Source organism: Streptomyces sp. NPDC045021, assembly GCF_056432645.1.
On the sequence record NZ_JBWKIQ010000018.1, the window covers coordinates 93,145 to 113,696 of the forward strand.

Below are 20,552 nucleotides of genomic sequence, written 5' to 3' on the forward strand. Positions count from 1 at the left end.
CCATGGCCGGCGGGCCCCGGGCCCGTGCGGGACGGACCGTCAGTCGGTCGCCTTCCCGCACGGGCCGCTGCGGTCGCAGTACGGGGCATGGCCCGTGGCGCCGCAGCCGCACAGGACGGCGCGGGTCTCGGTGCGGGTCTCGCGGCCGGTGTGGATGACGAGGTCGCCGCGGATGGTGATGCCTCCGGCGGAGGAGCGGCTGATCTCGGTCGGGTGGGTCGGCTCCTCGGGGTGGCCGCCCTCGAGCCGGTACTGCAGCGCCCCCGAGGGGCAGCGCCGGATGACCTGCGCGACGAGGTCGGCGGGGGCCTCGTCGGGCTTGATCCACGGGCGCTCGGCGGAGTCGAAGACCTTGTGGAGGCCGCGCACGCACTCGCCGGAGTGCAGGCAGCGGCCGGTCTCGAAGGTGACCGTGATGTCGGCCCCCGGGTAGGCCTTCGCGCCCTCGGGGATCGGTACCTCGGCGCTTCCCGTCATGACTCGTAGCCCTCCACGGTGAATTCGGACCGGACACGGGCCTGGCCCGGGTCCTCGCCGGCCTCGCCCTTGGCGCGGCGCTGGCGCAGCAGGTCCCAGCACTGGTCGAGTTCGCGCTCCAGGGCGGCGAGCCGGGCCTGCTCGGTGTCCACGTCGATCCGGCCGTCGGTCAGCTGCTCGCGCAGCGCCTTCTCGTCCGCGACCATGGCCTTGATCCTGGAGAGGATCGCCTGTTCTGCCTTGGCGTCGTCTGGCTGGTCCATGGGGTGCCTCCTCAATGCGGCGATACGGGGTCCGGTCGGTGGTGGTCCGGTCGGTGCGGTGCTGCTGCGGGCGGGCTCTTCTCCACCTTCGCAGTTCACAGCGCCGTGCGCTCGAGATGTGCCTCCTCCTCGTCCAGGAGGCGGCCGGCGATGCCGTCGATGGCCCGGTCGAGGCGGGCGCGGTCCTCCGGATCGGAGACGTCCCAGTCGTCCAGTCGCTCGTCGAGCCAGCGGCGCCACGCTCCGGCGAGGAGGTCGATCTGTGCGCGGCCGGCATCGGTCATGGCGAGCTTCTTGCCGTCGAAGTCGGCGTATCCGGCCCGGGCGATCCTGGAGGGTGGAGACGATGGTCTGGTCGAGTGCGGCCAGCAGCATGCCGAGGACGATCGTCACGAAGAGGACGTTGGTCTGGCGGCGCTGCGCGAGGACGGCCCCGGGGGCGGTCCCGTCGCGGGTCCGGCCTCGGCGAGCGTGGTCATCGGGCCGGTACCTCCTGCGCCGGGGGCGGGTCCCCCTCAGGATTCGCGGCGCTAGCGGGTTCCGCCACCGCTTGTACGCCCGCCGGGCGGTTGCCGCACGTTGCCCGGCGGGTCCTCGGTCGCCTCGGACACCCCGTGCTCCCGCAGCCACTTCTCCAGCTCGGCGCGGACCCGCCGGTCCATGGCGAGCGACAGCTCCGCGTCGACCACGTTCTTGGCCAGCGGATGCAGCCGTTCCAGGGCCTCGGCAAGCCGGGTCGCCTCGCCCGGCGGCAGGCACTCCACGGCGGTGTCCACCACGTGCTTGCGGATGAGGACCGTGAAGAGATCGGCGAGCGCGTCCACGTGGACGCGCACGGCGCGGCCCGTCTCCAGCACGGCGGCCAGCGGGACGCCCTCGCGGACGAGGGCCGCGGAGGCGTCGAGCAGCCGGCGGCTGGTGTGGACGACGTTCTCGCCGTCGACGGCGATGTAGCCGATGTCCAGGGCGGCGGTCAGGTTCTCCGGGGTGACGTCCTCGCCGAAGTAGTCGGCGAGGGCCTCGGGGGTGAGCCTGACCGGGGTCTCCTCGGACCACGGAGTGATCAACGCGCCTTCCAGGCCCAGGAGTTCGGCGACGGCGTCGAGGGTCCGGCCGTTCTCCCACGCGCCGATCAGCTCGGCGATGCCGCCGAGCGTGTGGCCCCGTTCCAGCAGGGCGGCGATCGTGCGGAGGCGGGCGAGATGGGCCTCGCTGTACCAGGCGATCCGGCCTTCGCGGCGCGGTGGCGGGATGAGCTTGCGCTCGCGGTAGAAGCGGACGGTGCGCACGGGGATCCCGGCCGCCTCGGCCAGCGCCTCCATGCGGTATTCCTGTCCCGGCTTCCGCTCCTCGGGCTGCTCCTGGTTTTCCTGCACGTCCTCGGCCACCTCGTCAGCCTATGCGGTCCCCGGAGAGTGCTGAGGGCCGTGCGTTCTCCGGGCGCCGTCCGTTCGTCTTGGGTGGCTCCGACCCCTACCGCCGGTAACCCCAGTGGTCTACCGTACGGATCGTGCCAGTGATTGCTGGCGTGATTGATGGGCAGGAAGGCGGCGCCATGACTGAGCACGTGCGGGTGGCGGTCATCGGATCAGGGTTCGGCGGGCTCGGCGCGGCCGTCCGGCTGCGGCGCGAGGGCATCACCGACTTCGTGATCCTCGAACGCGCCGGCTCGGTCGGCGGGACCTGGCGGGACAACAGCTACCCGGGATGCGCCTGCGACGTCCCCTCCCACCTGTACTCGTTCTCCTTCGCGCCGAACGCGGACTGGCCCCGTACGTTCTCCGGGCAGCCGCACATCCGGGCCTACCTGGAGCGGGTCACCGACACCTTCGGGCTGCGGCCCCATCTGCGCTTCGACTCCGAGGTGCTCACGGCGAGCTGGGACGAGGAGGCCAGGCACTGGCACATCCGGACCACGCAGGGTGAGCTGACCGCCGATGTCGTCGTCTCCGCCACCGGCCCGCTCTCCGACCCCAAGCTGCCGGACATCCCGGGGCTCGACACCTTCCCCGGCGCGGTCTTCCACTCCTCGCGCTGGGACCACGACTTCGACATCAAGGACCGGCGCATCGCGATGGTCGGCACCGGCGCCTCCGCGATCCAGATCGTGCCCTCGATCCAGCCGCAGGTGAAGTCGCTGACCGTGCTGCAGCGCACCCCGCCGTGGGTGATGCCGCGGATGGACCGCGGCATCAACAAGGCCGAACGGTGGCTGCACGGCACGGTGCCCGGCACCGCGAAGGCGCGGCGCGGACTGCTCTGGCTGATCAGGGAGTTCCAGGTCGGCGCGTTCGTCAAGCGTCCGCAGCTGATGAAGGCGACCGAGCAGATCGCCAGGAACCACATGCGCCGCGCGATCAAGGACCCGGTGATGCGGGCGAAACTGACGCCGGACTACACCATCGGCTGCAAGCGGATCCTGCTCTCCAACGACTACTATCCGGCGCTCGCCCAGCCCAACACCGAAGTGGTCACCTCGGCGCTCAAGGAGGTGCGCGGCTCGACGATCGTCACGTCGGACGGCACCGAGCGCGAGGTCGACGCGATCGTCTTCGGCACCGGCTTCCATGTGACGGACATGCCGATCGGTGACCGGATAACCGGTGTCGGCGGCCGTTCGCTGGCCGAGCACTGGAAGGACGGGATGGCCGCGCTGCGCGGCACCACGATCGACGGCTTCCCGAACCTGCTGCTGATCATCGGCCCCAACACCGGCCTCGGGAACAGCTCGATGATCCTGATGATCGAGTCGTCCATCAACTACGTCGCCGACTACCTGCGCACCCTGGAGCGGACCGGGGCGGCCGCGCTGGACGCCAAACCGGCGGCGGTCAAGGCGTGGAACGCCGAGATGCAGCGGCGTACCGCCCGCACGGTGTGGAACACCGGCGGCTGCAAGAGCTGGTACCTGGACTCCGAGGGCCGCAACACGACGGCCTGGCCCGGCACGACGGCCGAATTCCGGCGGGCTACCCGCGAGGTGAAGCTGGCAGAGTACGACCTGGTGCCGGCGCCCGTGCGCACGGCCGAGCCGGTGGAGGTGCCCGCGTCATGAGCAGGATCACCGCGAAGGGCGCAGCGGCGGCGGACAGCCCGTTCACCCTCCCCGCACCCCGCCGGGAACTGGCCGTGAACTCGGCGGACGGCACCCTCATCCACGTCGAGGAGCACGGGCCGGCCGACCGGCCGACCGTCGTACTGATCCACGGCTGGACCTGTTCCACGATCTTCTGGGCGCCGCTGATCCGGGACCTGGCGGCCGACTTCCGGGTGGTCGCCTACGACCAGCGCGGCCACGGCCGCAGCGGCACTCCCGACCGCACCGGTTACAGCACGCGGGTGCTGGCCGACGATCTGACGGCGGTGCTGGAAGTCGTCGTTCCCGAGGGCGAACGGGCGGTCCTGGTCGGCCACTCCATGGGCGGGATGACGCTGATGGCCGCCTCGGACCGCGCGGCCGTACGGTCGCGCACGGCCGCCACCCTGCTGGCCAGCACCGGCAGTGGACGGCTGCTCGCCGAGACCCAGGTGCTGCCGCCGCGGATCCGCTCCCAGAAGGTCCGCGACGGCTTCCACCGGCTGCTGCTCGGCTCGCGCGCCCCGCTCGGACCGGTCACGGGGCTGTCGCGCGCCGCGCTCAAGTACGGCGTGATGGCATCGGGTTCGACCCCGGACCAGGTCGCCGCGACCGCCCGTATCGTGCACGCCTGCGGGACCAGGCAGCGCTCGGCGTGGGGACGGGTGCTGGCGGGACTCGACCTGGACGCGGCGCTCGGGGGGCTCACCGCGCCGACCGCCGTGCTGGTCGGCACGGCTGACAAGCTGACCCCGCCGGTGCACGCGCGCGGCATGGCCGCCGCGCTGCCCGACTGCGTGGGGCTGACCGAACTCGAAGGCCTCGGCCACATGACACCCATCGAAGGCACGGACGCGGTCGCGGGCGTCGTCCGCGGTCTGGTCAGGGACCACCTGCCGGTCCTGCCGGTCCTGCCGGTCCGGGAGACCCCTTCCGTGAAGGAGGAGACGGTATGAGCCAGTCGTTGAACGGACAGGTCGTGGTGGTCACGGGCGCCGCCCGCGGGGTGGGCGAGATGCTCGCCCGCAAGCTCGCGCGGCGCGGTGCCAAGCTGGCGCTGGTCGGCCTGGAGCCGAACCAGCTGAAGCTGGTGGCGGAGGGGCTCGGCGGCGGCGCGGCGCACTGGGTGGCCGATGTCACCGACCTCGCGGCGATGCAGCGGGCCGCGGCCGAGATCCTGGAGCACTTCGGCCGGATCGATGTCGTGGTCGCCAACGCGGGTGTGGCGACCGGCGGTCCGTTCCTGGACTCCGACCCCGTCGCGTTCGAGCGCGTCGTCAACGTCAACCTGCTGGGCAGCGTCACCACCGCCCGCGCCTTCCTGCCCGCGCTCCTCTCCTCGCGCGGCTATCTGCTGCAGATCGCCTCGCTGGCGGCGATCACCCCGGCCCCGATGATGACCGCGTACTGCGCGAGCAAGGCGGGCGTCGAGGCGTTCGCGCACAGCCTGCGCGCCGAGGTCGGGCACAAGGGCGTCAAGGTCGGCGTCGGTTATCTGAGCTGGACCGACACCGACATGGTGCGCGGCGCCGACGAGGACGAACTCATGCGCCACATGCGCGGCAAGCTGCCCTGGCCGGCGAACCGCACGTACCCGCTGGAGCCGGCCGTCGAGAGGATCGCCGCCGGGATCGAGCGGCGCTCGCCGCATGTGTACGCCCAGTGGTGGCTGCGCGGCATGCAGTCGGTCCGCGGCTATCTGCCGTCGGTCATCGGCGGTCCGCTCGGGCGGCGGGAGATGCGCCGGGCCGAGCCGCGGTTCGCCGCCACGGCGGGCACCCGGCGCGGGCTCGTCGGACGGGGCGGCGAGGCCGACGAGGCAGCGCAGTCGTCACGCTCCGTAGGGTGACAAAAGCGGCGCTGACCTGGGAGTTATGCCCCGACATGCGCACCATGTCCAGCCGTGTCAGTCTGGTCGAGGCCCCATCCCCACAAACTCCAGGAGGAGTGATCATGGGCGCTTTCGACCAGTTCAAGGACAAGGCCGGCGACCTCTCGAACAAGGCCAAGGAGGCCATGGGCGAGAAGCGGGACAAGTCCGCGGAATCCGCGGACCAGGCCCGCGACAAGGCTGCCGACATGCGCGACCAGGGCCGGGACAAGGCCCAGGACGCGGCCGAGGACGCCCAGGACAACTGGAGTTAGTCCGCCTGCGCGGCGCGAACGATGAAGGGGCGCACCCGTGACGGGTGCGCCCCTTCATGCTGCGCTGGCGCTCATGCTGCGTCGGCGCTCCGGCAGTTGGCGGTCGGCGCGGCGGCGGTCAGCGCGGCGGTAGCGGTGGGCGGCGGCGGTCCGGGCGCCGGGAGAGGTCGGGCGGTGTGACGGCGGGGTGTTCGGCCAGCAGATCGAGGGCGGTGTGGACGGCCACGTCCAGTTGGGCGTGCCGGCCCTCCGCCCAGTCCAACGGGGTGCGCAGGGACTCGATGTCGGGCTCGACGCCGTAGTTCTCGATGCCCCACCCGTAGGCGTCGAACCAGCCCGCGTTCATCGGCACCGTGATCACCGTGCCGTCCCCCAGCTTGTGCCGGCCGGTCATACCGACCACCCCGCCCCAGGTCCGCAACCCCACCACCGGGCCGAGGCCCAGCAGTTTGAACGCGGCGGTGATCATGTCACCGTCCGAGGAGGTCGCTTCGTCGGCGAGCGCGACGACCGGACCGCGGGGCGCGTTGCTCGCGTACGAGACGGGCTGGGCGTTGCGGGTGAGGTCCCAGCCGAGGATGGTGCGGGTGAGCTTCTCGACGACGAGTTCGCTGATGTGCCCGCCCGCGTTGCCGCGCACGTCCACGATGAGCGCCTCGTAGGCGACCTCCATCCGCAGATCGCGGTTGAACTGTGCCCAGCCGGAGCCGCCCATGTCGGGGATGTGCAGATAGCCGCACCGGCCGCCGCTCAGACTCCGCACGACGGACCGGCGTTTGGCGACCCAGTCCTGGTAGCGCAGCGGCCGTTCGTCGATCAGCGGGACGACCGCGACCCGGCGCGGATGCCCTTCGCCGGGCGGGGTGAACGTCAGCTCCACGGTCGTGCCACCCGCGCCCGCGAGCAGCGGATACGGCCCCGCGCACGGGTCGACGGGCCGCCCGTCGACATGGGTGAGCACCGCGCCCTCGCGGATTCCGGTGCCGGCCAGCGGGGAGCGGGCCTTGGAGTCCGAGGAGTCACCGGGCAGGATCCGCGCCACCGTCCACGTACCGTCCTTGTTGTGCTGGAAGTTGGCGCCGAGCAGCCCGATCGGCCGCTGGTAGTGCGCCGGGCCCTCGTTGCGGCGGGCCGGGCTGACGTAGGCGTGCGAGGTGCCCAGCTCGCCGAGGACCTCGCGCAGCAGATCGGCGAACTCGTCCGGGGTGGCGACGCGTTCGACCAGCGGCCGGTACTGGTCGAGGACCGCGGGCCAGTCGATGCCACACATGTCGGGCGCCCAGAAGTAGTCACGGATGAGCCGGCCGGCCTCCGCGTAGGACTGCTGCCACTCCGAGGGCGGGTCGACCTCGTGCAGGATCCGCCGCATGTCGACGTAGACCGTCGAGTCGTCGTCGCCGCGCTCGGTGGCCGGGAGGACGGCCAGATCGCCCTCGTCGTAGACCGCGAGCCGCTTGCCGTCGCCGCTGACCGCGTACCAGTCCATGTGGTGGACGAGCTCGGTCCGCTTCGACTTGGCCAGGTTGAAGTACTCCAGGGTCGGGCGCGCCGACGGGTCCGTCGGGTTGGTGAACGTCTCGCCGAGCGCGCCGGAGATCGGCCAGCGCAGCCAGACCAGGCCGTCGTGCACCGGTTCCAGCGCCGAGTACTTGGACGCCGAGACCGGGAAGGGTGTGACGCGGCTCGCCAACCCCTCCGTCTCGACGACCACGGGCCCGTCCCCGCCGCTCTCCGCCGGGTCGAGGCCGCTGATCGGGCGGCCGTCGACGGGCAGCGCGAACGGTGACGGCGTCGCGGAGTTCAGCGGTACGAGGTAGGGGCGGCAACCGAGCGGGAACGACAGGTCGCCGGTGTGCACGTCGTAGACCGGGTCGAAGCCGCGCCAGGACAGGAACGCCAGATAGCGGCCGTCGAGGGTGAAGACCGGCTGCTCGTCCTCGAAGCGGCCGTTCGTCACGTCGATGATCGTGCGGTCCGCGAGCCTGGCGATCTTCACCGAGCGCAGCGACCGGCCGATCCCCGGGTGGGACCACGTCAGCCAGGCCGAGTCGGGGGAGAACGCGAGGTCCCGGACGGGGCCGTTCGTGGACATGATCAGCTCGGAGACGGTCCCGGGTGCGCCGGTCGGGCGGCCGGAACCACCCTCGTCGCCGTCCTCGTCCTCTTCCTCGGCCGTGGGGCCGCCTTCGCCGGTGGAGACGAGCAGCAGCCGTCCGTCGTTCGCGGCGACGGCCAGGGTGCGGCCGTCCGGGGACGAGACCAGCTCCAGGACGCGGCCCAGCTCGCCGACCCCGAGCCGGGGCCCGGTGCCGGTCACAGCGGCGCGGCCCGCGGTGCCGGTGGAGACCGCGGGGGTGTTCAGGGGGGTGGCCTTGTCCGACGTGCCCTCGTTGTCCCCATCGTCGTCGTCCAGGGCATCGGGGCCGTCGTCCTCGTCGAGGCCCTCCAGCGCCGCGCGGACCGCCGGGCGGCTGGCCCGGCCCGGCAGATGGGCGATCTCGATGCCGTCCTCGCCCTCCGCATCCGTGACGAAGGCGATCCGGCCGGTGTCCCCGAGCATCTCGGGCAGCCGGACGCGCGCGCCCGGCTCGTCGGCGATGGTGCGGGCCGGGCCGTCCCGGTGGGTCAGCCAGTACAGGCTGCCGCGGACGCAGACCGCGCTGGCGCGGCCGGTCCGGTCGCAGGCCAGGCCGTCCAGGTTCGCGGCGGCCGGCACCTGGTAGGGCCGCCGGCCGGCGCGGGGGCCGCCCAGCCGGATGTCCAGCTTGCGGGGCCGGGCGCCGGGGGAGAGGTCGTCGGCGATCCACAGCTCTCCCGCGCACTGGTAGACGACGCGCTCCCCGTCGGTCGAGGCGCTGCGGGCGTAGAAGTCCGCGTGGTCGGTGTGGCGGCGCAGCTCCGTGCCGTCCGGCCGGCACGAGTAGAGGTTGCCGATGCCCTCGTGGTCGGAGAGGAACGCGATCCTCCCCCCGCCTTCGGCCGGGGGTACCCCCATCTCGCTCCGCTCGCCGACGAACATCGGTGAGTTCAGGTGCCCGTCGATCGCCGGCACCAGCCGCTCGCCGTGCAGCCACAGCCGCCCCGTCGCACCGCCCCGGTACCGCTTCCAGGCGTGCGGCTCGTGCGGCGGAGTGCCGCTGAGCAGCAGCGTATGGCGCTCGCCGGTGACGTCGCTGACCGCGATGTCCGAGACCGGGCCCCACGGCAGCCGGCCGCCGGGGCCGCCGTCGGTGGGCACGCTGTGGGCCCAGGAGAAGTACGAGAACGGCTGGCCGTGCGAGGAGACCGCGAGGATCTGCCCGTCGGGCGTCCAGGAGCACACCCGGGTGTCGAAGCTGCCCCAGTACGTCAGCCGGCGGGCCGGGCCGCCGTCCACCGGGGCGAGATGGATCTCCGGGTCCAGGCTGCGCCACGAGGTGAAGGCGATGGCCGAGCCGTCCGGCGAGAAGCGCGGCGAGCCGACCCTCGTGCGGTCGGCCGTGACCCGCCAGGCCCGGCCGGGGGCGGTGCCCGGTGGCCCCAGTGGCGCGACCCAGACATCGTCCTCGGCGACGAAGCACAGCATGTCGCCATGAACATGCGGAAACCGGAGATACGCGCCATCGCTCACCTTCCCCATGGTTCTGGCCATGGGGAGTGCGGGCAACTCGTACGTGCCCCCAGCGCATCCGAACCGCTCTTGCACATCGGTTGCAGGTAGCCACTACTATCAAACGGTTGACCAGGCAGGACTCGAGGGGACCCCCATGCACGTACCCGACGGATTCATCGACACTCCGGTGTCAGCGGCGACCGGTGTCGTCGCCATCGCGGCCGTCGCGATCAGCCTGCGTGGCGCCCGCCGCGAGCTGGACGAGCGCACCGCGCCGCTCGCGGGCCTGGTCGCCGCCTTCATCTTCGCCGTGCAGATGCTGAACTTCCCGGTGGCCGCCGGCACCAGCGGCCACCTGCTGGGCGGCGCGCTCGCCGCGATACTCGTCGGCCCGTACACCGGGGTCCTGTGCGTGTCGGTGGTCCTGCTCATGCAGGGTGTCCTGTTCGCGGACGGCGGGCTCACCGCGCTCGGCACCAACATCACCGACATGGCGATCGTGACGACCGTCGTCGCCTACGCGATCTTCCGCGGCCTGGTGAAGGTGCTGCCCCGCAGCCGCGCCTCCATCACCGTGGCGTCCTTCGCCGCCGCCGTCGTCTCGGTGCCGGCCGCCGCCGTCGCGTTCACCACGATCTACTGGCTCGGCGGCACCACTGACGTCCCGATCGGCAAGGTCGCCACCGCGATGGTCGGCGTCCATGTGCTGATCGGCATCGGCGAGGCCGCGATCACCGCCGCCACGGTCGGCGCGGTCGTCGCCGTACGCCCCGACCTGGTCTACGGGGCCAGGGGGCTGAGCAAGCCGCTGGAACTGCGCACCACGCCGACCGGCGCCCCGCTGGTGCCGGGCGAGGCCCGCCCGGCGACGGTGAACGTGGTCACCCCGGCGCCCGCCGTCGTCATGATCGCCCCCGCACCCGCCGGCCGGTCCAACCGGCCGGTCTGGATCGCGGGCCTGATCGCGGCACTGGCCCTCGCCGGCGGCGTCAGCTACTACGCCTCCGCCAGCCCCGACGGCCTGGAGAAGGTCGCCCACGACAAGGGCATCGACGAGAAGGCCAAGCCGCACGCGTCCGACGACTCCCCGCTCGCGGGCTACAGCGTCAAGGACGTCGGTGACGCCCGGCTCTCCGGCGGTCTCGCCGGTGTCATCGGCGTCGGCGCGACCCTGACCGTCGGTTCCGGCGTCTTCGTCGTCGTACGGCGCCGCCGCACGCACACCGGCCGGCCGCTCCAGGGCCAGGGGGCCTGACGATGGGCGCGGGACACGCACACCGGCTCTACCGGCACGGGCACTCGCCCGTGCACGGCATGCCCCCGCACTGCAAGATCGCGGCCGTCTTCGGCTTCGTCCTCGTCGTGGTCTCCACCCCGCGCGAGTCGATGTGGGCCTTCGGCCTGTACGCGGTCCTGCTGGTGGCCGTCGCGTTCCGCGCCCGCGTGCCGATCCCGTTCCTGCTCCGCAGGCTCCTGATCGAGGTGCCCTTCGTCGCCTTCGCCGTCCTGCTGCCGTTCGTCGCGACCGGCCCGCACGTCGACTTCCTCGGCCTCTCGCTGAGCGAGAACGGGCTGTGGGGCGCCTGGAACGTGCTGGCCAAGGGCACCCTCGGCGTCGCCGCGTCCGTGCTGCTCGCCGCCACCACCGAGCTGCGCGAGCTGCTGCTCGGCCTCCAGCGGCTGCGGATGCCGCCGCTCCTCGTCCAGATCGCGTCCTTCATGATCCGTTACGGCGATGTCATCACCGACGAGATGCGGCGGATGCGGATCGCCCGTGAGTCCCGCGGCTTCCAGGCCCGTGGCGTCCGGCACTGGCCGGTCCTCGCGAAGTCCGCGGGCGCGCTCTTCATCCGCTCCTACGAGCGCGGTGAACGGGTCCACCTGGCGATGGTCAGCCGCGGCTACACGGGCACGATGCCCGTCATCGACGACGTCACCGCCACCCGCGCCCAGTGGTCGCACGCCGCCGTGCTCCCCGTACTGGCCCTGGCCGTCTGCCTGACAGGATGGACGCTGAGATGACCACCGAACTGACCGCCGAAATGGCCGCCGACACCATGCCTCCCTCGCTGGACGTACGCGGCCTGGCCTTCGCCTACCCGGACGGCCACCAGGCCCTCTTCGGCGTCGACCTGAGCGTCGCCCGCGGCGAGCGGGTGGCGCTGCTCGGGCCCAACGGCGCGGGCAAGACCACCCTCGTCCTGCACCTCAACGGGATCCTGACCGGCGGCGCCGGCACCGTCACCGTCGGCGGTCTGCCCGTCGGCAAGAAGCACCTCGCCGAGATCCGCCGCCGGGTCGGCATCGTCTTCCAGGACCCCGACGACCAGCTCTTCATGCCGACCGTCCGCGAGGACGTCGCCTTCGGCCCCGCGGCCGGGGGGCTGCGCGGCCCGGAGCTGGAGGCGCGCGTCATGACCGCCCTCGACCAGGTCGGCATGGCCGACTTCGCGGCCCGCCCGCCGCACCACCTGTCCTTCGGACAGCGCCGCCGGGTCGCCGTGGCCACCGTGCTCGCGATGCGGCCGGAGATCCTGGTCCTGGACGAGCCCTCGTCCAACCTCGACCCCGCCTCCCGCCGCGAGCTGGCCGACATCCTCCGTTCGTTGGACGTCACCGTCCTGATGGTCACCCACGACCTCCCGTACGCCCTGGAGCTCTGCCCCCGCGCGGTCGTCCTCAGCGACGGCGTCATCACCGCCGACGGCCGCACCCAGGAACTCCTCTGCGACGAGGAGCTGATGCGGGCCCACCGGCTCGAACTTCCCTTCGGCTTCAACCCCCGCTCGGTGACGGCCCCTACCGCGAGGTAACGTGCCCCCGAGCATCCAACCACCGCACCCGGAGGGCACCGCCATGGCCATGGACGCGGACGTCATCGTCGTAGGAGCAGGACTCTCCGGGCTGGTGGCGACAGCCGAGCTCGCCGCGGCGGGCCGCAAGGTGATCCTGGTGGACCAGGAACCGGAAGCGTCCTTCGGCGGTCAGGCGTTCTGGTCGTTCGGCGGGCTGTTCCTGGTCGATTCGCCGGAGCAGCGCCGGATGCGCATCAAGGACAGCCGGGAGCTGGCCCTCCAGGACTGGATGGGCACGGCGGGCTTCGACCGTCCGGAGGACCACTGGCCGCGCAAGTGGGCCGAGGCGTACGTGGACTTCGCCGCGGGCGAGAAGCGCGCCTGGCTGCACGAGCGCGGCGTGCGGTTCTTCCCGGTGGTCGGCTGGGCCGAACGGGGCGGCTTCCTGGCGACCGGCCCCGGCAACTCGGTGCCGCGCTTCCACATCACCTGGGGCACCGGTCCCGGCATCATCGAGCCGTTCGTCCGCCGGGTGCGCGAGGCCGTGGCGCAGGGCCGCGTCGAACTGCGGTTCCGGCACCGGGTGACCGGGCTGAGCGCGACGGACGGCACCGTGGACGGCGTGACTGGCGAGATCCTGGTCGCCGACACCGCCAAGCGCGGTGAGGCCAGTTCGCGCGAGGTGAGCGAGGAGTTCACCCTGACGGCGCAGGCCGTGATCGTCACCTCCGGGGGCATCGGCGGCAACCACGACCTCGTGCGCAAGAGCTGGCCCGCCCGGCTCGGTGCGCCCCCCGAGAAGCTGCTGTCCGGCGTCCCCGCGCACGTGGACGGCCTGATGCTCGGCACGGCCGGCGCCGCCGGCGCGAACCTGATCAACGGCGACCGGATGTGGCACTACACCGAAGGCATCGAGAACTGGGACCCGATCTGGGCGCGGCACGGCATCCGGATCCTGCCGGGCCCGTCGTCGCTGTGGCTGAACGCGCGCGGCGAGCGGCTGCCGGTCCCGCTCTTCCCGGGCTTCGACACCCTGGGGACGCTCGAGCACATCATGACCACGGGGTACGACTACACGTGGTTCGTCCTCACCCAGAAGATCATCGAGAAGGAGTTCGCGCTCTCGGGCTCCGAGCAGAACCCGGACCTGACGGGCAAGAGCGTGCGCGACGTGCTCAAGCGCGCGCTGCCGGGCGCCACCGGGCCCGTCGAGGCCTTCAAGAAGCACGGACCCGACTTCGTGGTCGAGAAGGATCTGTCGGCACTGGTCCGGGGGATGAACGCGATCACCAAGGACGCGCTGATCGACGAGAGCGCGCTGCGCCGCGAGATCGAGGCGCGGGACCGGGAGATCGCGAACACGTTCACCAAGGACCTCCAGGTCATGGCGATCCGCGGAGCGCGCAACTACCTCGGCGACAAGCTGATCCGCACGGCGTCGCCGCACCGGATCCTGGACCCGAAGGCGGGCCCGCTGATCGCGGTCCGGCTGAACATCCTGACGCGCAAGTCGCTCGGTGGGCTGGAGACCGACCTCGACGGACGGGTGCTGCAGGCGGGCGGCGAACCGCTGGGCGGGCTGTACGCGGCGGGCGAGGCGGCCGGGTTCGGCGGCGGGGGCATGCACGGCTACCGCTCGCTGGAGGGGACGTTCCTCGGCGGCTGCATCTTCTCCGGGCGCACGGCGGGCCGGGCGGCGGCAGCGGCGACCGCGTAGCGGCGGCCCGGGCCACCGGCTGGCGGCGGTTCTGTTCGAAGCGTTGACAGGACTTGGTCAACGCTCAACTATGGGAGCGCTCCCACGTTAAGAGCGTGTAACCGAAACAGGCATCAACGCACCACCTCCCTCGACGACTTGAAAGTTCACCCCCACCCCGGAGGTAGTCCGCACATGAGAGCCGCAGCGCAACAGCCACGCCAGCTACCACCGCCACGACACCGCCGTACGGCAGTGTTGGCCGCAGGTCTCCTCATCACCACCGCGGGCGGGACCGCGGCGGCGTTCACCGCCACCAGTGCCTCGGCCGCCACGGACGCGGCAGCCGGATGCACGGTCGCCTACACGGTGCAGAACCAGTGGGACACCGGTTTCACCACCCAGATAACCGTCACCAACACCGGACCCGCGGTCACTTCTTGGACGCTGGGCTGGTCCTTCGCCGGCAACCAGAAGGTCACCCAGGGCTGGAGCGCGGACATCGCGCAGAGCGGCGCCGCGGTCACCGCCAAGAACCTGTCGTACAACGGAACCCTGGCGACCGGCGGTTCCACGAACTTCGGCTTCAACGGCTCCTACACCGGCACCAACACGAGCCCCACCGCCTTCACCCTCAACGGTGTCGCCTGCAACGGCGGCACGCCGACCACACCCCCCACCACTCCTCCCACGACGCCGCCGACCACACCCCCCACAACCCCACCGACCACACCGCCCACCACGCCCCCGACGACCCCGCCGCCCGGCACCCGGGTCGACAACCCGTTCGCGGGCGCCAAGGGCTACGTCAACCCCGAGTGGTCCGCGAAGGCCGCGGCCGAGGCCGGCGGCAGCCGCATCGCCAACCAGCCGACCGCCGTCTGGCTCGACCGCATCGCCGCGATCAACGGCGTGAGCGGCGGCATGGGCCTGCGCGCCCACCTGAACAAGGCGGTCACCCAGGCCGCGGGACAGCCGCTCACCATCGAGCTGGTCATCTACGACCTGCCCGGCCGGGACTGCGCGGCGCTCGCCTCCAACGGTGAACTCGGCGCGACCGATATCGGCCGCTACAAGACCGAGTACATCGACCCGATCACCGCGATCATCGCCGACCCGGCCTACGCCGCGCTGCGCATCGTCACGGTCGTCGAGCCGGACTCGCTGCCGAACCTGGTCACCAACGCGGGCGGCACCGCCGGCTCGACCGAGGCGTGCGCGACGATGAAGGCCAACGGCAACTACGAGGCCGGCGTGGGCTACGCGCTGCACAAGCTGGGCGCGATCTCCAACGTCTACAACTACCTCGACGCCGGGCACCACGGCTGGCTGGGCTGGGACACCAACATGGGCCCGGCCGCCCAGGAATTCCTGAAGGCCGCGACGACGGGCGGCGCCACCGTCAACGACGTGGCGGGCTTCATCGTCAACACCGCCAACTACGGCGCGACGACCGAGCCGTTCTTCAAGGTCACCGACAGCGTGAACGGCACGACCGTCCGCCAGTCGAAGTGGGTGGACTGGAACCAGTACGTCGACGAGCAGACCTACGCCCAGGCGCTGCGCAGCCTCCTGGTGACGACCGGCTTCAACTCCGGTCTCGGCATGCTGATCGACACCTCCCGCAACGGCTGGGGCGGCGCGGCCCGGCCCACCGGCCCGGGTGCGACGACCTCCGTGGACACGTACGTCAACGGTGGCCGGCTCGACCGCCGTATCCACCTCGGCAACTGGTGCAACCAGTCCGGCGCCGGTCTCGGCGAGCGGCCGACGGCGGCTCCCGCACCCGGGATCGACGCCTATGTGTGGGTGAAGCCGCCGGGTGAGTCCGACGGTGCCAGCAGCGTGATCCCGAACGACGAGGGCAAGGGATTCGACCGGATGTGTGACCCGACCTACACCGGCAACGGTCGCAACGGCAACAGCATGAGCGGAGCGCTGCCGAACGCGCCGCTGGGGGGCCACTGGTTCTCCGCCCAGTTCCAGGAGCTCATGAAGAACGCCTACCCGGCGCTCTGACCGCTCCCGGTCCCGGTACCGGCCGCGCCCCGCTCGGATTCCACGAGCGGGGCGCGGCCCCTGCGCGTTCCCGGAAGGTATCGGGGCAGGGCGGGGTTGGGATGTGGGGACGCGCCGTGCACCATGGGGGTGCGGATTCATGTCGGGCGCGGAGCGGGAGCGACAACGGTGGTGGACGTCCACGGGACGGTGACGGACGGCTTCGAGCCGCTCCGCGAGGCGTTCGCACGCAACTTCGAGCAGCGCGGTGACCGCGGCGCGGCCTTCGCCCTCTACCGCGACGGCCGCAAGGTCGCCGACCTGTGGGCGGGGACGGCCGGTCCCGACGGGGACGAGCCCTGGCAGGAGGAGACCGCCCAGGTCGTCCGCTCCGCCACCAAGGGCCCCGCGGCGGCCTGCCTGCTCCTGCTCCACCAGCGCGGCCAGCTCGACCTGGACGCGCCCGTCGGTACGTACTGGCCGGCGTTCAAGGCCGCGGGCAAGGACCGGGTGACCGTACGCGACGTCCTCGCGCACCGGGCCGGCGTGCCGGCGCTCGATGTGCCCCTCACCCCGGAGCAGGCCCTCGACGGGGTGTCCGGCCCCCGCGCCGTCGCCGCGCAGGCCCCGCTCTTCGCGCCGGGCACCACCCACGGCTACCACGCCCAGACGTACAGCTGGCTGCTGGGCGAGATCGTCCTGCGGGCCTCGGGGCGCAGCCTCGGCCGGTACATCGCCGAGGAGATCACCCGGCCGCTCGGCCTGGACCTGTGGGTGGGCCTGCCGCCCGGCGAGGCCCACCGCGTCGGACGGATCGCCGACGTTCCGCCGCCGCCCGCGGCCGCCGCGAACGGGCTGCGCGCCCGCCCCAAGCAGTCCGTCCACGACGCCTACGCGAACCCGGACTCCCTGACCCGCCGGGCCTTCGCCGCGATCACCCCGCTCCCGGACGAGAACGACCCGGCCTACCGGGCCGGCGAACTCGCGGCCTCCAACGGGATCGCCACCGCCCGCTCACTGGCCCGCTTCTACGCGGCCCTCATAGGCAACGTGGACGGGTACCAGGAGAGCGACGCCGACGGCCGGATGCTCTTCGCCCCCGCCACCGTCACCGGCGCCCGCACCGTCGAGTCCGACGGGCCGGACGAGGTCCTGGTCGTCAACACCCGGTTCGGCCTCGGCTACATGCTGCACGGCCCGGCCTCCCCGTTCCTCGGCCCCGCCTCGTTCGGACACCCCGGCCGCGGCGGCCCGCTGGCCTTCGCGGACCCGGACGCGGGCATCGGCTTCGGCTACATCACCAACGGCATGCAGAAGAACGTCACCTCCGACCCCCGCGCCCAGGCCCTGGTCCGGGCCGTACGGGAGTGCCTCGCCGCGCTGCGGTAGCGGGGCTTGCGCCGGTTGCGCGGGTTACGAGGCCTTGAGGACGGCCGCGACGATGGGGCCGGCGGAGTCGCCGCCGTGGCCGCCGTTGAGGACGACGGCCGCCACCGCCACGTTGTCGCAGTAGCCCATGAACCAGCCGTTGGGCTGTGTGGCGCCGGCCTCCGCCGAACCGGTCTTGGCGCCGCAACCGCTGCCCTGCAGACCGTTCATCGCCTGGGCGGCGGTTCCGCTGACGGCGGTGGTGTGCATCATCGACCGCAGGTCGTTGGTGACGCCGGAGGAGAGCCCGCCGGCCTTGGCGACCGGTGCGCCGATCACGTCCAGCGGCACCATCCTCGGCTGGTGGAAGCTGCCGGTGGAGGCGGTGGCCCCGATCGAGGCGACGGTGAGCGGGTTCATCTGGAGCTGGCCCTGACCGATCATCTCCGAGGTCTTCTCGTCCCCACTGCCGCCGGGCACCTTGCCCTCGACGCACTGCACACCGCAGTTCCACGTGGGGCCGATGCCGAAACTGTCCTTGGCGACGGACGGGAGGGTGTCGGGCTGGATCTCCCCCGAGAGCCTGACGAAGCCGGTGTTGCAGGAGTTCGCGAAGTCCCAGCGGAAGTCGGCCTGCGGGTTCGAGCTCTTCTCCACGTTCGTGTACGGCTTGCCCTGCGGGGCGGCGTACTGCTGCGCGCAGGGCACCTTGTCGCCGGGCTTGACGCCCGCCTTCAACAGCGCCGCCGCGGTGAGGACCTTGAACGTCGATCCGGGCGCGATCTGCGTGCCGAAGGCCAGGTTCTGGCCGGTCGCCGGGTTGTTGGCGACGGCCAGGATCCCACCGGTGCGCGAGTCCAGCGCCGTCACGGCGGAACCGGACCGCTTCAGGACGGCCTTCTCCGCGGCCGCCTGGATGTCCGCGTCCAGGGTGGTCGGGAACTTGCTGCCGATGCCCTTGGTGATGACGTGCAGGGTCTCGGTCACGGCGCCGTCCGCGCCGTCGATCCAGGTCTCGACACCGGGGGTGCCCCCCGACGCCTTGGCTCCGTACTTGGTCCGCAGCTGGGTGAAGAACCGGCCCAGGGACGGGTACTTGACCGGGTCGAGGACCTTGTCGTGCCGGTCGGTGAAGTCCAGTGTGGGCTGCCTGGCCGTGCCGGTCTCCAGGCTCGCGCCCTCCGCGAGCTTCGGGTGCACGACGGCGGCCTTCCACTGCACGACGGGCTTGCCGCTCGCGCCACGGATGACGGTGAGGGTGGAGTCGTATGTCCACGGCGAGGTCTTGCCCTGGAACGAGAGCGTGGCGGCCACGTTGAACGGCACCTTGGCGCCGACGGCGGTGCCCGGGGTGAACTTGACGGCCGAGACGTGCGCCTTGTCCTTGTACCCGGTCAGGGCGGCGGTGGCGGTCTGTACGGAGTCCGTGAGGCTCGCGGCCTTCGCGGTGTCCCCCGAGGACCAGGCGGCCAGGAAGTCGGCCGCGGTGTCGGTGATCTCCTTGGCGGCCGGTGGTCCCGCGCTCTTCGCCGAACCGGCGGACCCCGTCGACGACGTGTTGTCGCTGTTGAGCGCGTCCAGCACGTTGTAGACCCCGTACCCGGCGACCCCGAGCATCCCGGCGACGACCCCGCCGACTATGCCGAGCTTGGCACCCCGTTGCATTTCCCGTCCCCCTCGTGAACTGAACGCGTTCAAAGAAAGCGCTCTTCATCGCACTTTACGGGACGGCAGTGACGCGAGGGGTCTCATTCCGGGCACGCGTCGATATCAGGTTCGGACCAATGGTCCAGAACCGGCCACACTGCTCAGCCCTCCGGGTCCACTCGGACGAGGTCTTGGCCGGCAGCGTATGGCTTGTAGCACCCGGTCACCCGTGCGAGTGAGCAGGATGCACCCTATGGGTTAACCGGTGTGATTTATCCATTCTGTCCGGGCAGTGAGGGCAGTATGGGGAAAATGACTGATAAATACCTTGAGCGTCTGCGCGAGTGGCGGCTGGAACGCCGGCGGGAGCGGCATTCTTGGGAGCTCAGCGAAGAGGGCCGCGCCAATATTCGCAAAATGACGGCTTTCGTAGAATCCAGAGAGGCTGAACTTTCCGAGGACGAGGACGTCAACGTAAAACAGCTGATGGTGGCGGCGCGTGGTGAATTACATTCCGCAGACCAGTTGCTCGACTTTGACAAACATCGCAGGACTCCCCTTGGGTCGCATGTAACTTCTGCTCAGATCCACCTCAATTCTGCTCGGCTGCTCTGGGTGAAATCCTTCATCTCATCTCCCCAGACCATCAAGCCGTATCTGCCCAGCCTGCTTGCGGTCATCAGGGAGCATCTTGCCTCCGATGACGAACGCAGGAAATCTGTCGAGGGTATCCGACACCGACAGCGCGATAAATTGACGCCTGAAGACGTGGTAAAGATCACCGAGGCGGTCGAAGCCGCTCAGGCGGTCAGTCTCCGTGAGAAGCTGCGCGCCGGTAGCTTTGTGCGCATCGTGTGGATGGTGACCGGCTTCCTGTTTTTTCTGGCGGTGAGTGTCGGAGTGCTTGCCGCGGTCTGGCCGGACGCGGTACCACTCTGCTTCGACCCAGTGCGGTCTACGGAACCCATCGCGTCAGAAGTGCAGATTCTGGGAAAGTCACCAGTGGGCTATGAGGTGGTCTGCCCTGCGGGAAGTGATCGGTTGCCTCCCTCCCCAGATTTGGACGATAACTTCGCGAAGGTCACGTCAAATGCCGACTATTTTATTGTTGAAGTCGCCGGCCTCGTAGCGGCAAGCCTCGCCTCGGCCTCGGGCCTGCGGAAGATCGGCGGTACAGCTACTTCCTATGGGGTACCGGTTGCTTTGGCCGCATTGAAGCTGCCGGCAGGCGCACTGACCGCTGTTGGGGGACTTCTCCTCATGCGTGGTGGATTTGTTCCGGGTCTCAGTGCACTCGACTCATCCGCGCAGATCATTGCCTGGGCCATCATCTTCGGGTACTCGCAGGAGCTGTTCACGAAATTCGTTGACCGGCGCGGGAAAATGGTGCTGGAAGAGGTGCGTGGACCAGGGAGTCCCCCGCCTGCGGCCGGCCAGAGCGGAACTTCCCCAAGCGGTTCCAACCCCGGGTCCCAGGCTGCGGCTGATATGTAGA

General features: G+C 71.2%; 17 protein-coding genes. 11 read left to right on the top strand and 6 right to left on the bottom strand.

The window, feature by feature from the left end; all coding sequences use genetic code 11:
* Positions 1–39 precede the first annotated feature (39 nt).
* The 4 genes from AC07DC_RS37080 to AC07DC_RS37095 form a co-directional block, all read right to left on the bottom strand.
* Positions 40–477, bottom strand: a complete 438-nt coding sequence (locus AC07DC_RS37080) for a (4Fe-4S)-binding protein (RefSeq protein ID WP_478919066.1) — start codon at positions 475–477, stop codon at positions 40–42.
* On the bottom strand, positions 474–740 hold the full coding sequence (locus AC07DC_RS37085) for a DUF2630 family protein (protein ID WP_478919068.1): 267 nt from the start codon (positions 738–740) through the stop codon (positions 474–476). The genes AC07DC_RS37080 and AC07DC_RS37085 overlap by 4 nt, the downstream gene beginning before the upstream one ends.
* A gap of 95 nt (positions 741–835) precedes the next feature.
* Positions 836–1,024 carry a hypothetical protein gene (locus AC07DC_RS37090; protein ID WP_478919069.1) on the bottom strand — a complete coding sequence of 63 codons (189 nt, stop codon included), beginning with the start codon at positions 1,022–1,024 and terminating at the stop codon, positions 836–838.
* A 246-nt stretch (positions 1,025–1,270) separates the two neighbouring features.
* Entirely contained in the window at positions 1,271–2,062 is a 792-nt protein-coding gene (locus tag AC07DC_RS37095) for a MerR family transcriptional regulator (RefSeq protein ID WP_478919136.1), read from the bottom strand.
* Positions 2,063–2,295: 233 nt separating this feature from the next.
* Between AC07DC_RS37095 and AC07DC_RS37100 the strand changes: the two genes are divergently transcribed.
* The 4 genes from AC07DC_RS37100 to AC07DC_RS37115 all read left to right on the top strand — a co-directional run bounded on the left by AC07DC_RS37100 (position 2,296) and on the right by AC07DC_RS37115 (position 5,961).
* Positions 2,296–3,795 carry a flavin-containing monooxygenase gene (locus AC07DC_RS37100; protein WP_478919071.1) on the top strand — a complete coding sequence of 500 codons (1,500 nt, stop codon included), beginning with the start codon at positions 2,296–2,298 and terminating at the stop codon, positions 3,793–3,795.
* Positions 3,792–4,772, top strand: coding sequence for an alpha/beta fold hydrolase (locus tag AC07DC_RS37105; RefSeq protein ID WP_478919073.1), 981 nt, complete (start codon positions 3,792–3,794; stop codon positions 4,770–4,772). Before AC07DC_RS37100 ends, AC07DC_RS37105 begins: the two co-directional genes overlap by 4 nt.
* A complete protein-coding gene (locus AC07DC_RS37110) occupies positions 4,769–5,665 on the top strand; it encodes an SDR family oxidoreductase (protein ID WP_478919074.1) in 897 nt (298 codons plus the stop codon). The genes AC07DC_RS37105 and AC07DC_RS37110 overlap by 4 nt, the downstream gene beginning before the upstream one ends.
* A 104-nt stretch (positions 5,666–5,769) precedes the next feature.
* On the top strand, positions 5,770–5,961 hold the full coding sequence (locus tag AC07DC_RS37115; RefSeq protein WP_478919075.1) for a hypothetical protein: 192 nt from the start codon (positions 5,770–5,772) through the stop codon (positions 5,959–5,961).
* 118 nt (positions 5,962–6,079) lie between these two features.
* On the opposite strand, the gene AC07DC_RS37120 is transcribed toward AC07DC_RS37115, so the two are convergent.
* Complete coding sequence (locus AC07DC_RS37120; protein ID WP_478919137.1) at positions 6,080–9,580, bottom strand: S41 family peptidase; 3,501 nt, start codon at positions 9,578–9,580, stop codon at positions 6,080–6,082.
* A 127-nt stretch (positions 9,581–9,707) separates the two neighbouring features.
* Here AC07DC_RS37120 and AC07DC_RS37125 point away from each other — a divergent pair, with 127 nt between their 5' ends.
* The 6 genes from AC07DC_RS37125 (at position 9,708) to AC07DC_RS37150 (ending at position 17,431) form a co-directional block, all read left to right on the top strand.
* Entirely contained in the window at positions 9,708–10,808 is a 1,101-nt protein-coding gene (locus AC07DC_RS37125) for an energy-coupling factor ABC transporter permease (RefSeq protein WP_478919077.1), read from the top strand.
* A 2-nt stretch (positions 10,809–10,810) separates the two neighbouring features.
* Positions 10,811–11,575: a cobalt ECF transporter T component CbiQ gene (gene cbiQ, locus AC07DC_RS37130; protein ID WP_478919079.1), complete on the top strand. Its 765-nt coding sequence runs from the start codon at positions 10,811–10,813 to the stop codon at positions 11,573–11,575.
* Positions 11,572–12,366 carry an energy-coupling factor ABC transporter ATP-binding protein gene (locus AC07DC_RS37135; RefSeq protein ID WP_478919080.1) on the top strand — a complete coding sequence of 265 codons (795 nt, stop codon included), beginning with the start codon at positions 11,572–11,574 and terminating at the stop codon, positions 12,364–12,366. The genes cbiQ and AC07DC_RS37135 overlap by 4 nt, the downstream gene beginning before the upstream one ends.
* A gap of 43 nt (positions 12,367–12,409) precedes the next feature.
* Positions 12,410–14,065, top strand: a complete 1,656-nt coding sequence (locus AC07DC_RS37140; RefSeq protein WP_478919139.1) for an FAD-binding dehydrogenase — start codon at positions 12,410–12,412, stop codon at positions 14,063–14,065.
* A gap of 174 nt (positions 14,066–14,239) precedes the next feature.
* Positions 14,240–16,063, top strand: coding sequence for a glycoside hydrolase family 6 protein (locus tag AC07DC_RS37145; RefSeq protein WP_478919081.1), 1,824 nt, complete (start codon positions 14,240–14,242; stop codon positions 16,061–16,063).
* A gap of 123 nt (positions 16,064–16,186) precedes the next feature.
* Complete coding sequence (locus tag AC07DC_RS37150; protein ID WP_478919083.1) at positions 16,187–17,431, top strand: serine hydrolase domain-containing protein; 1,245 nt, start codon at positions 16,187–16,189, stop codon at positions 17,429–17,431.
* 24 nt (positions 17,432–17,455) lie between these two features.
* Here AC07DC_RS37150 and AC07DC_RS37155 read toward each other — a convergent pair whose 3' ends face one another.
* Positions 17,456–19,075, bottom strand: coding sequence for a penicillin-binding transpeptidase domain-containing protein (locus AC07DC_RS37155; protein WP_478919084.1), 1,620 nt, complete (start codon positions 19,073–19,075; stop codon positions 17,456–17,458).
* Between the two features lie 294 nt (positions 19,076–19,369).
* Here AC07DC_RS37155 and AC07DC_RS37160 point away from each other — a divergent pair, with 294 nt between their 5' ends.
* Positions 19,370–20,551: a hypothetical protein gene (locus AC07DC_RS37160; protein ID WP_478919086.1), complete on the top strand. Its 1,182-nt coding sequence runs from the start codon at positions 19,370–19,372 to the stop codon at positions 20,549–20,551.
* The last annotated feature ends 1 nt before the right edge of the window (position 20,552 follow it).

What these genes read in the sequence shown, in the direction of transcription:
- AC07DC_RS37080 (WP_478919066.1), bottom strand. Translation starts at nt 477, where the DNA reads ATGACGGGAAGCGCCGAGGTACCGATCCCCGAGGGCGCGAAGGCCTAC.
- AC07DC_RS37085 (WP_478919068.1), bottom strand. Translation starts at nt 740, where the DNA reads ATGGACCAGCCAGACGACGCCAAGGCAGAACAGGCGATCCTCTCCAGG.
- AC07DC_RS37090 (WP_478919069.1), bottom strand. Translation starts at nt 1,024, where the DNA reads ATGACCGATGCCGGCCGCGCACAGATCGACCTCCTCGCCGGAGCGTGG.
- AC07DC_RS37095 (WP_478919136.1), bottom strand. Translation starts at nt 2,062, where the DNA reads ATGGAGGCGCTGGCCGAGGCGGCCGGGATCCCCGTGCGCACCGTCCGC.
- AC07DC_RS37100 (WP_478919071.1), top strand. Translation starts at nt 2,296, where the DNA reads ATGACTGAGCACGTGCGGGTGGCGGTCATCGGATCAGGGTTCGGCGGG.
- AC07DC_RS37105 (WP_478919073.1), top strand. Translation starts at nt 3,792, where the DNA reads ATGAGCAGGATCACCGCGAAGGGCGCAGCGGCGGCGGACAGCCCGTTC.
- AC07DC_RS37110 (WP_478919074.1), top strand. Translation starts at nt 4,769, where the DNA reads ATGAGCCAGTCGTTGAACGGACAGGTCGTGGTGGTCACGGGCGCCGCC.
- AC07DC_RS37115 (WP_478919075.1), top strand. Translation starts at nt 5,770, where the DNA reads ATGGGCGCTTTCGACCAGTTCAAGGACAAGGCCGGCGACCTCTCGAAC.
- AC07DC_RS37120 (WP_478919137.1), bottom strand. Translation starts at nt 9,580, where the DNA reads ATGGGGAAGGTGAGCGATGGCGCGTATCTCCGGTTTCCGCATGTTCAT.
- AC07DC_RS37125 (WP_478919077.1), top strand. Translation starts at nt 9,708, where the DNA reads ATGCACGTACCCGACGGATTCATCGACACTCCGGTGTCAGCGGCGACC.
- cbiQ (WP_478919079.1), top strand. Translation starts at nt 10,811, where the DNA reads ATGGGCGCGGGACACGCACACCGGCTCTACCGGCACGGGCACTCGCCC.
- AC07DC_RS37135 (WP_478919080.1), top strand. Translation starts at nt 11,572, where the DNA reads ATGACCACCGAACTGACCGCCGAAATGGCCGCCGACACCATGCCTCCC.
- AC07DC_RS37140 (WP_478919139.1), top strand. Translation starts at nt 12,410, where the DNA reads ATGGCCATGGACGCGGACGTCATCGTCGTAGGAGCAGGACTCTCCGGG.
- AC07DC_RS37145 (WP_478919081.1), top strand. Translation starts at nt 14,240, where the DNA reads ATGAGAGCCGCAGCGCAACAGCCACGCCAGCTACCACCGCCACGACAC.
- AC07DC_RS37150 (WP_478919083.1), top strand. Translation starts at nt 16,187, where the DNA reads ATGGGGGTGCGGATTCATGTCGGGCGCGGAGCGGGAGCGACAACGGTG.
- AC07DC_RS37155 (WP_478919084.1), bottom strand. Translation starts at nt 19,075, where the DNA reads ATGCAACGGGGTGCCAAGCTCGGCATAGTCGGCGGGGTCGTCGCCGGG.
- AC07DC_RS37160 (WP_478919086.1), top strand. Translation starts at nt 19,370, where the DNA reads ATGACTGATAAATACCTTGAGCGTCTGCGCGAGTGGCGGCTGGAACGC.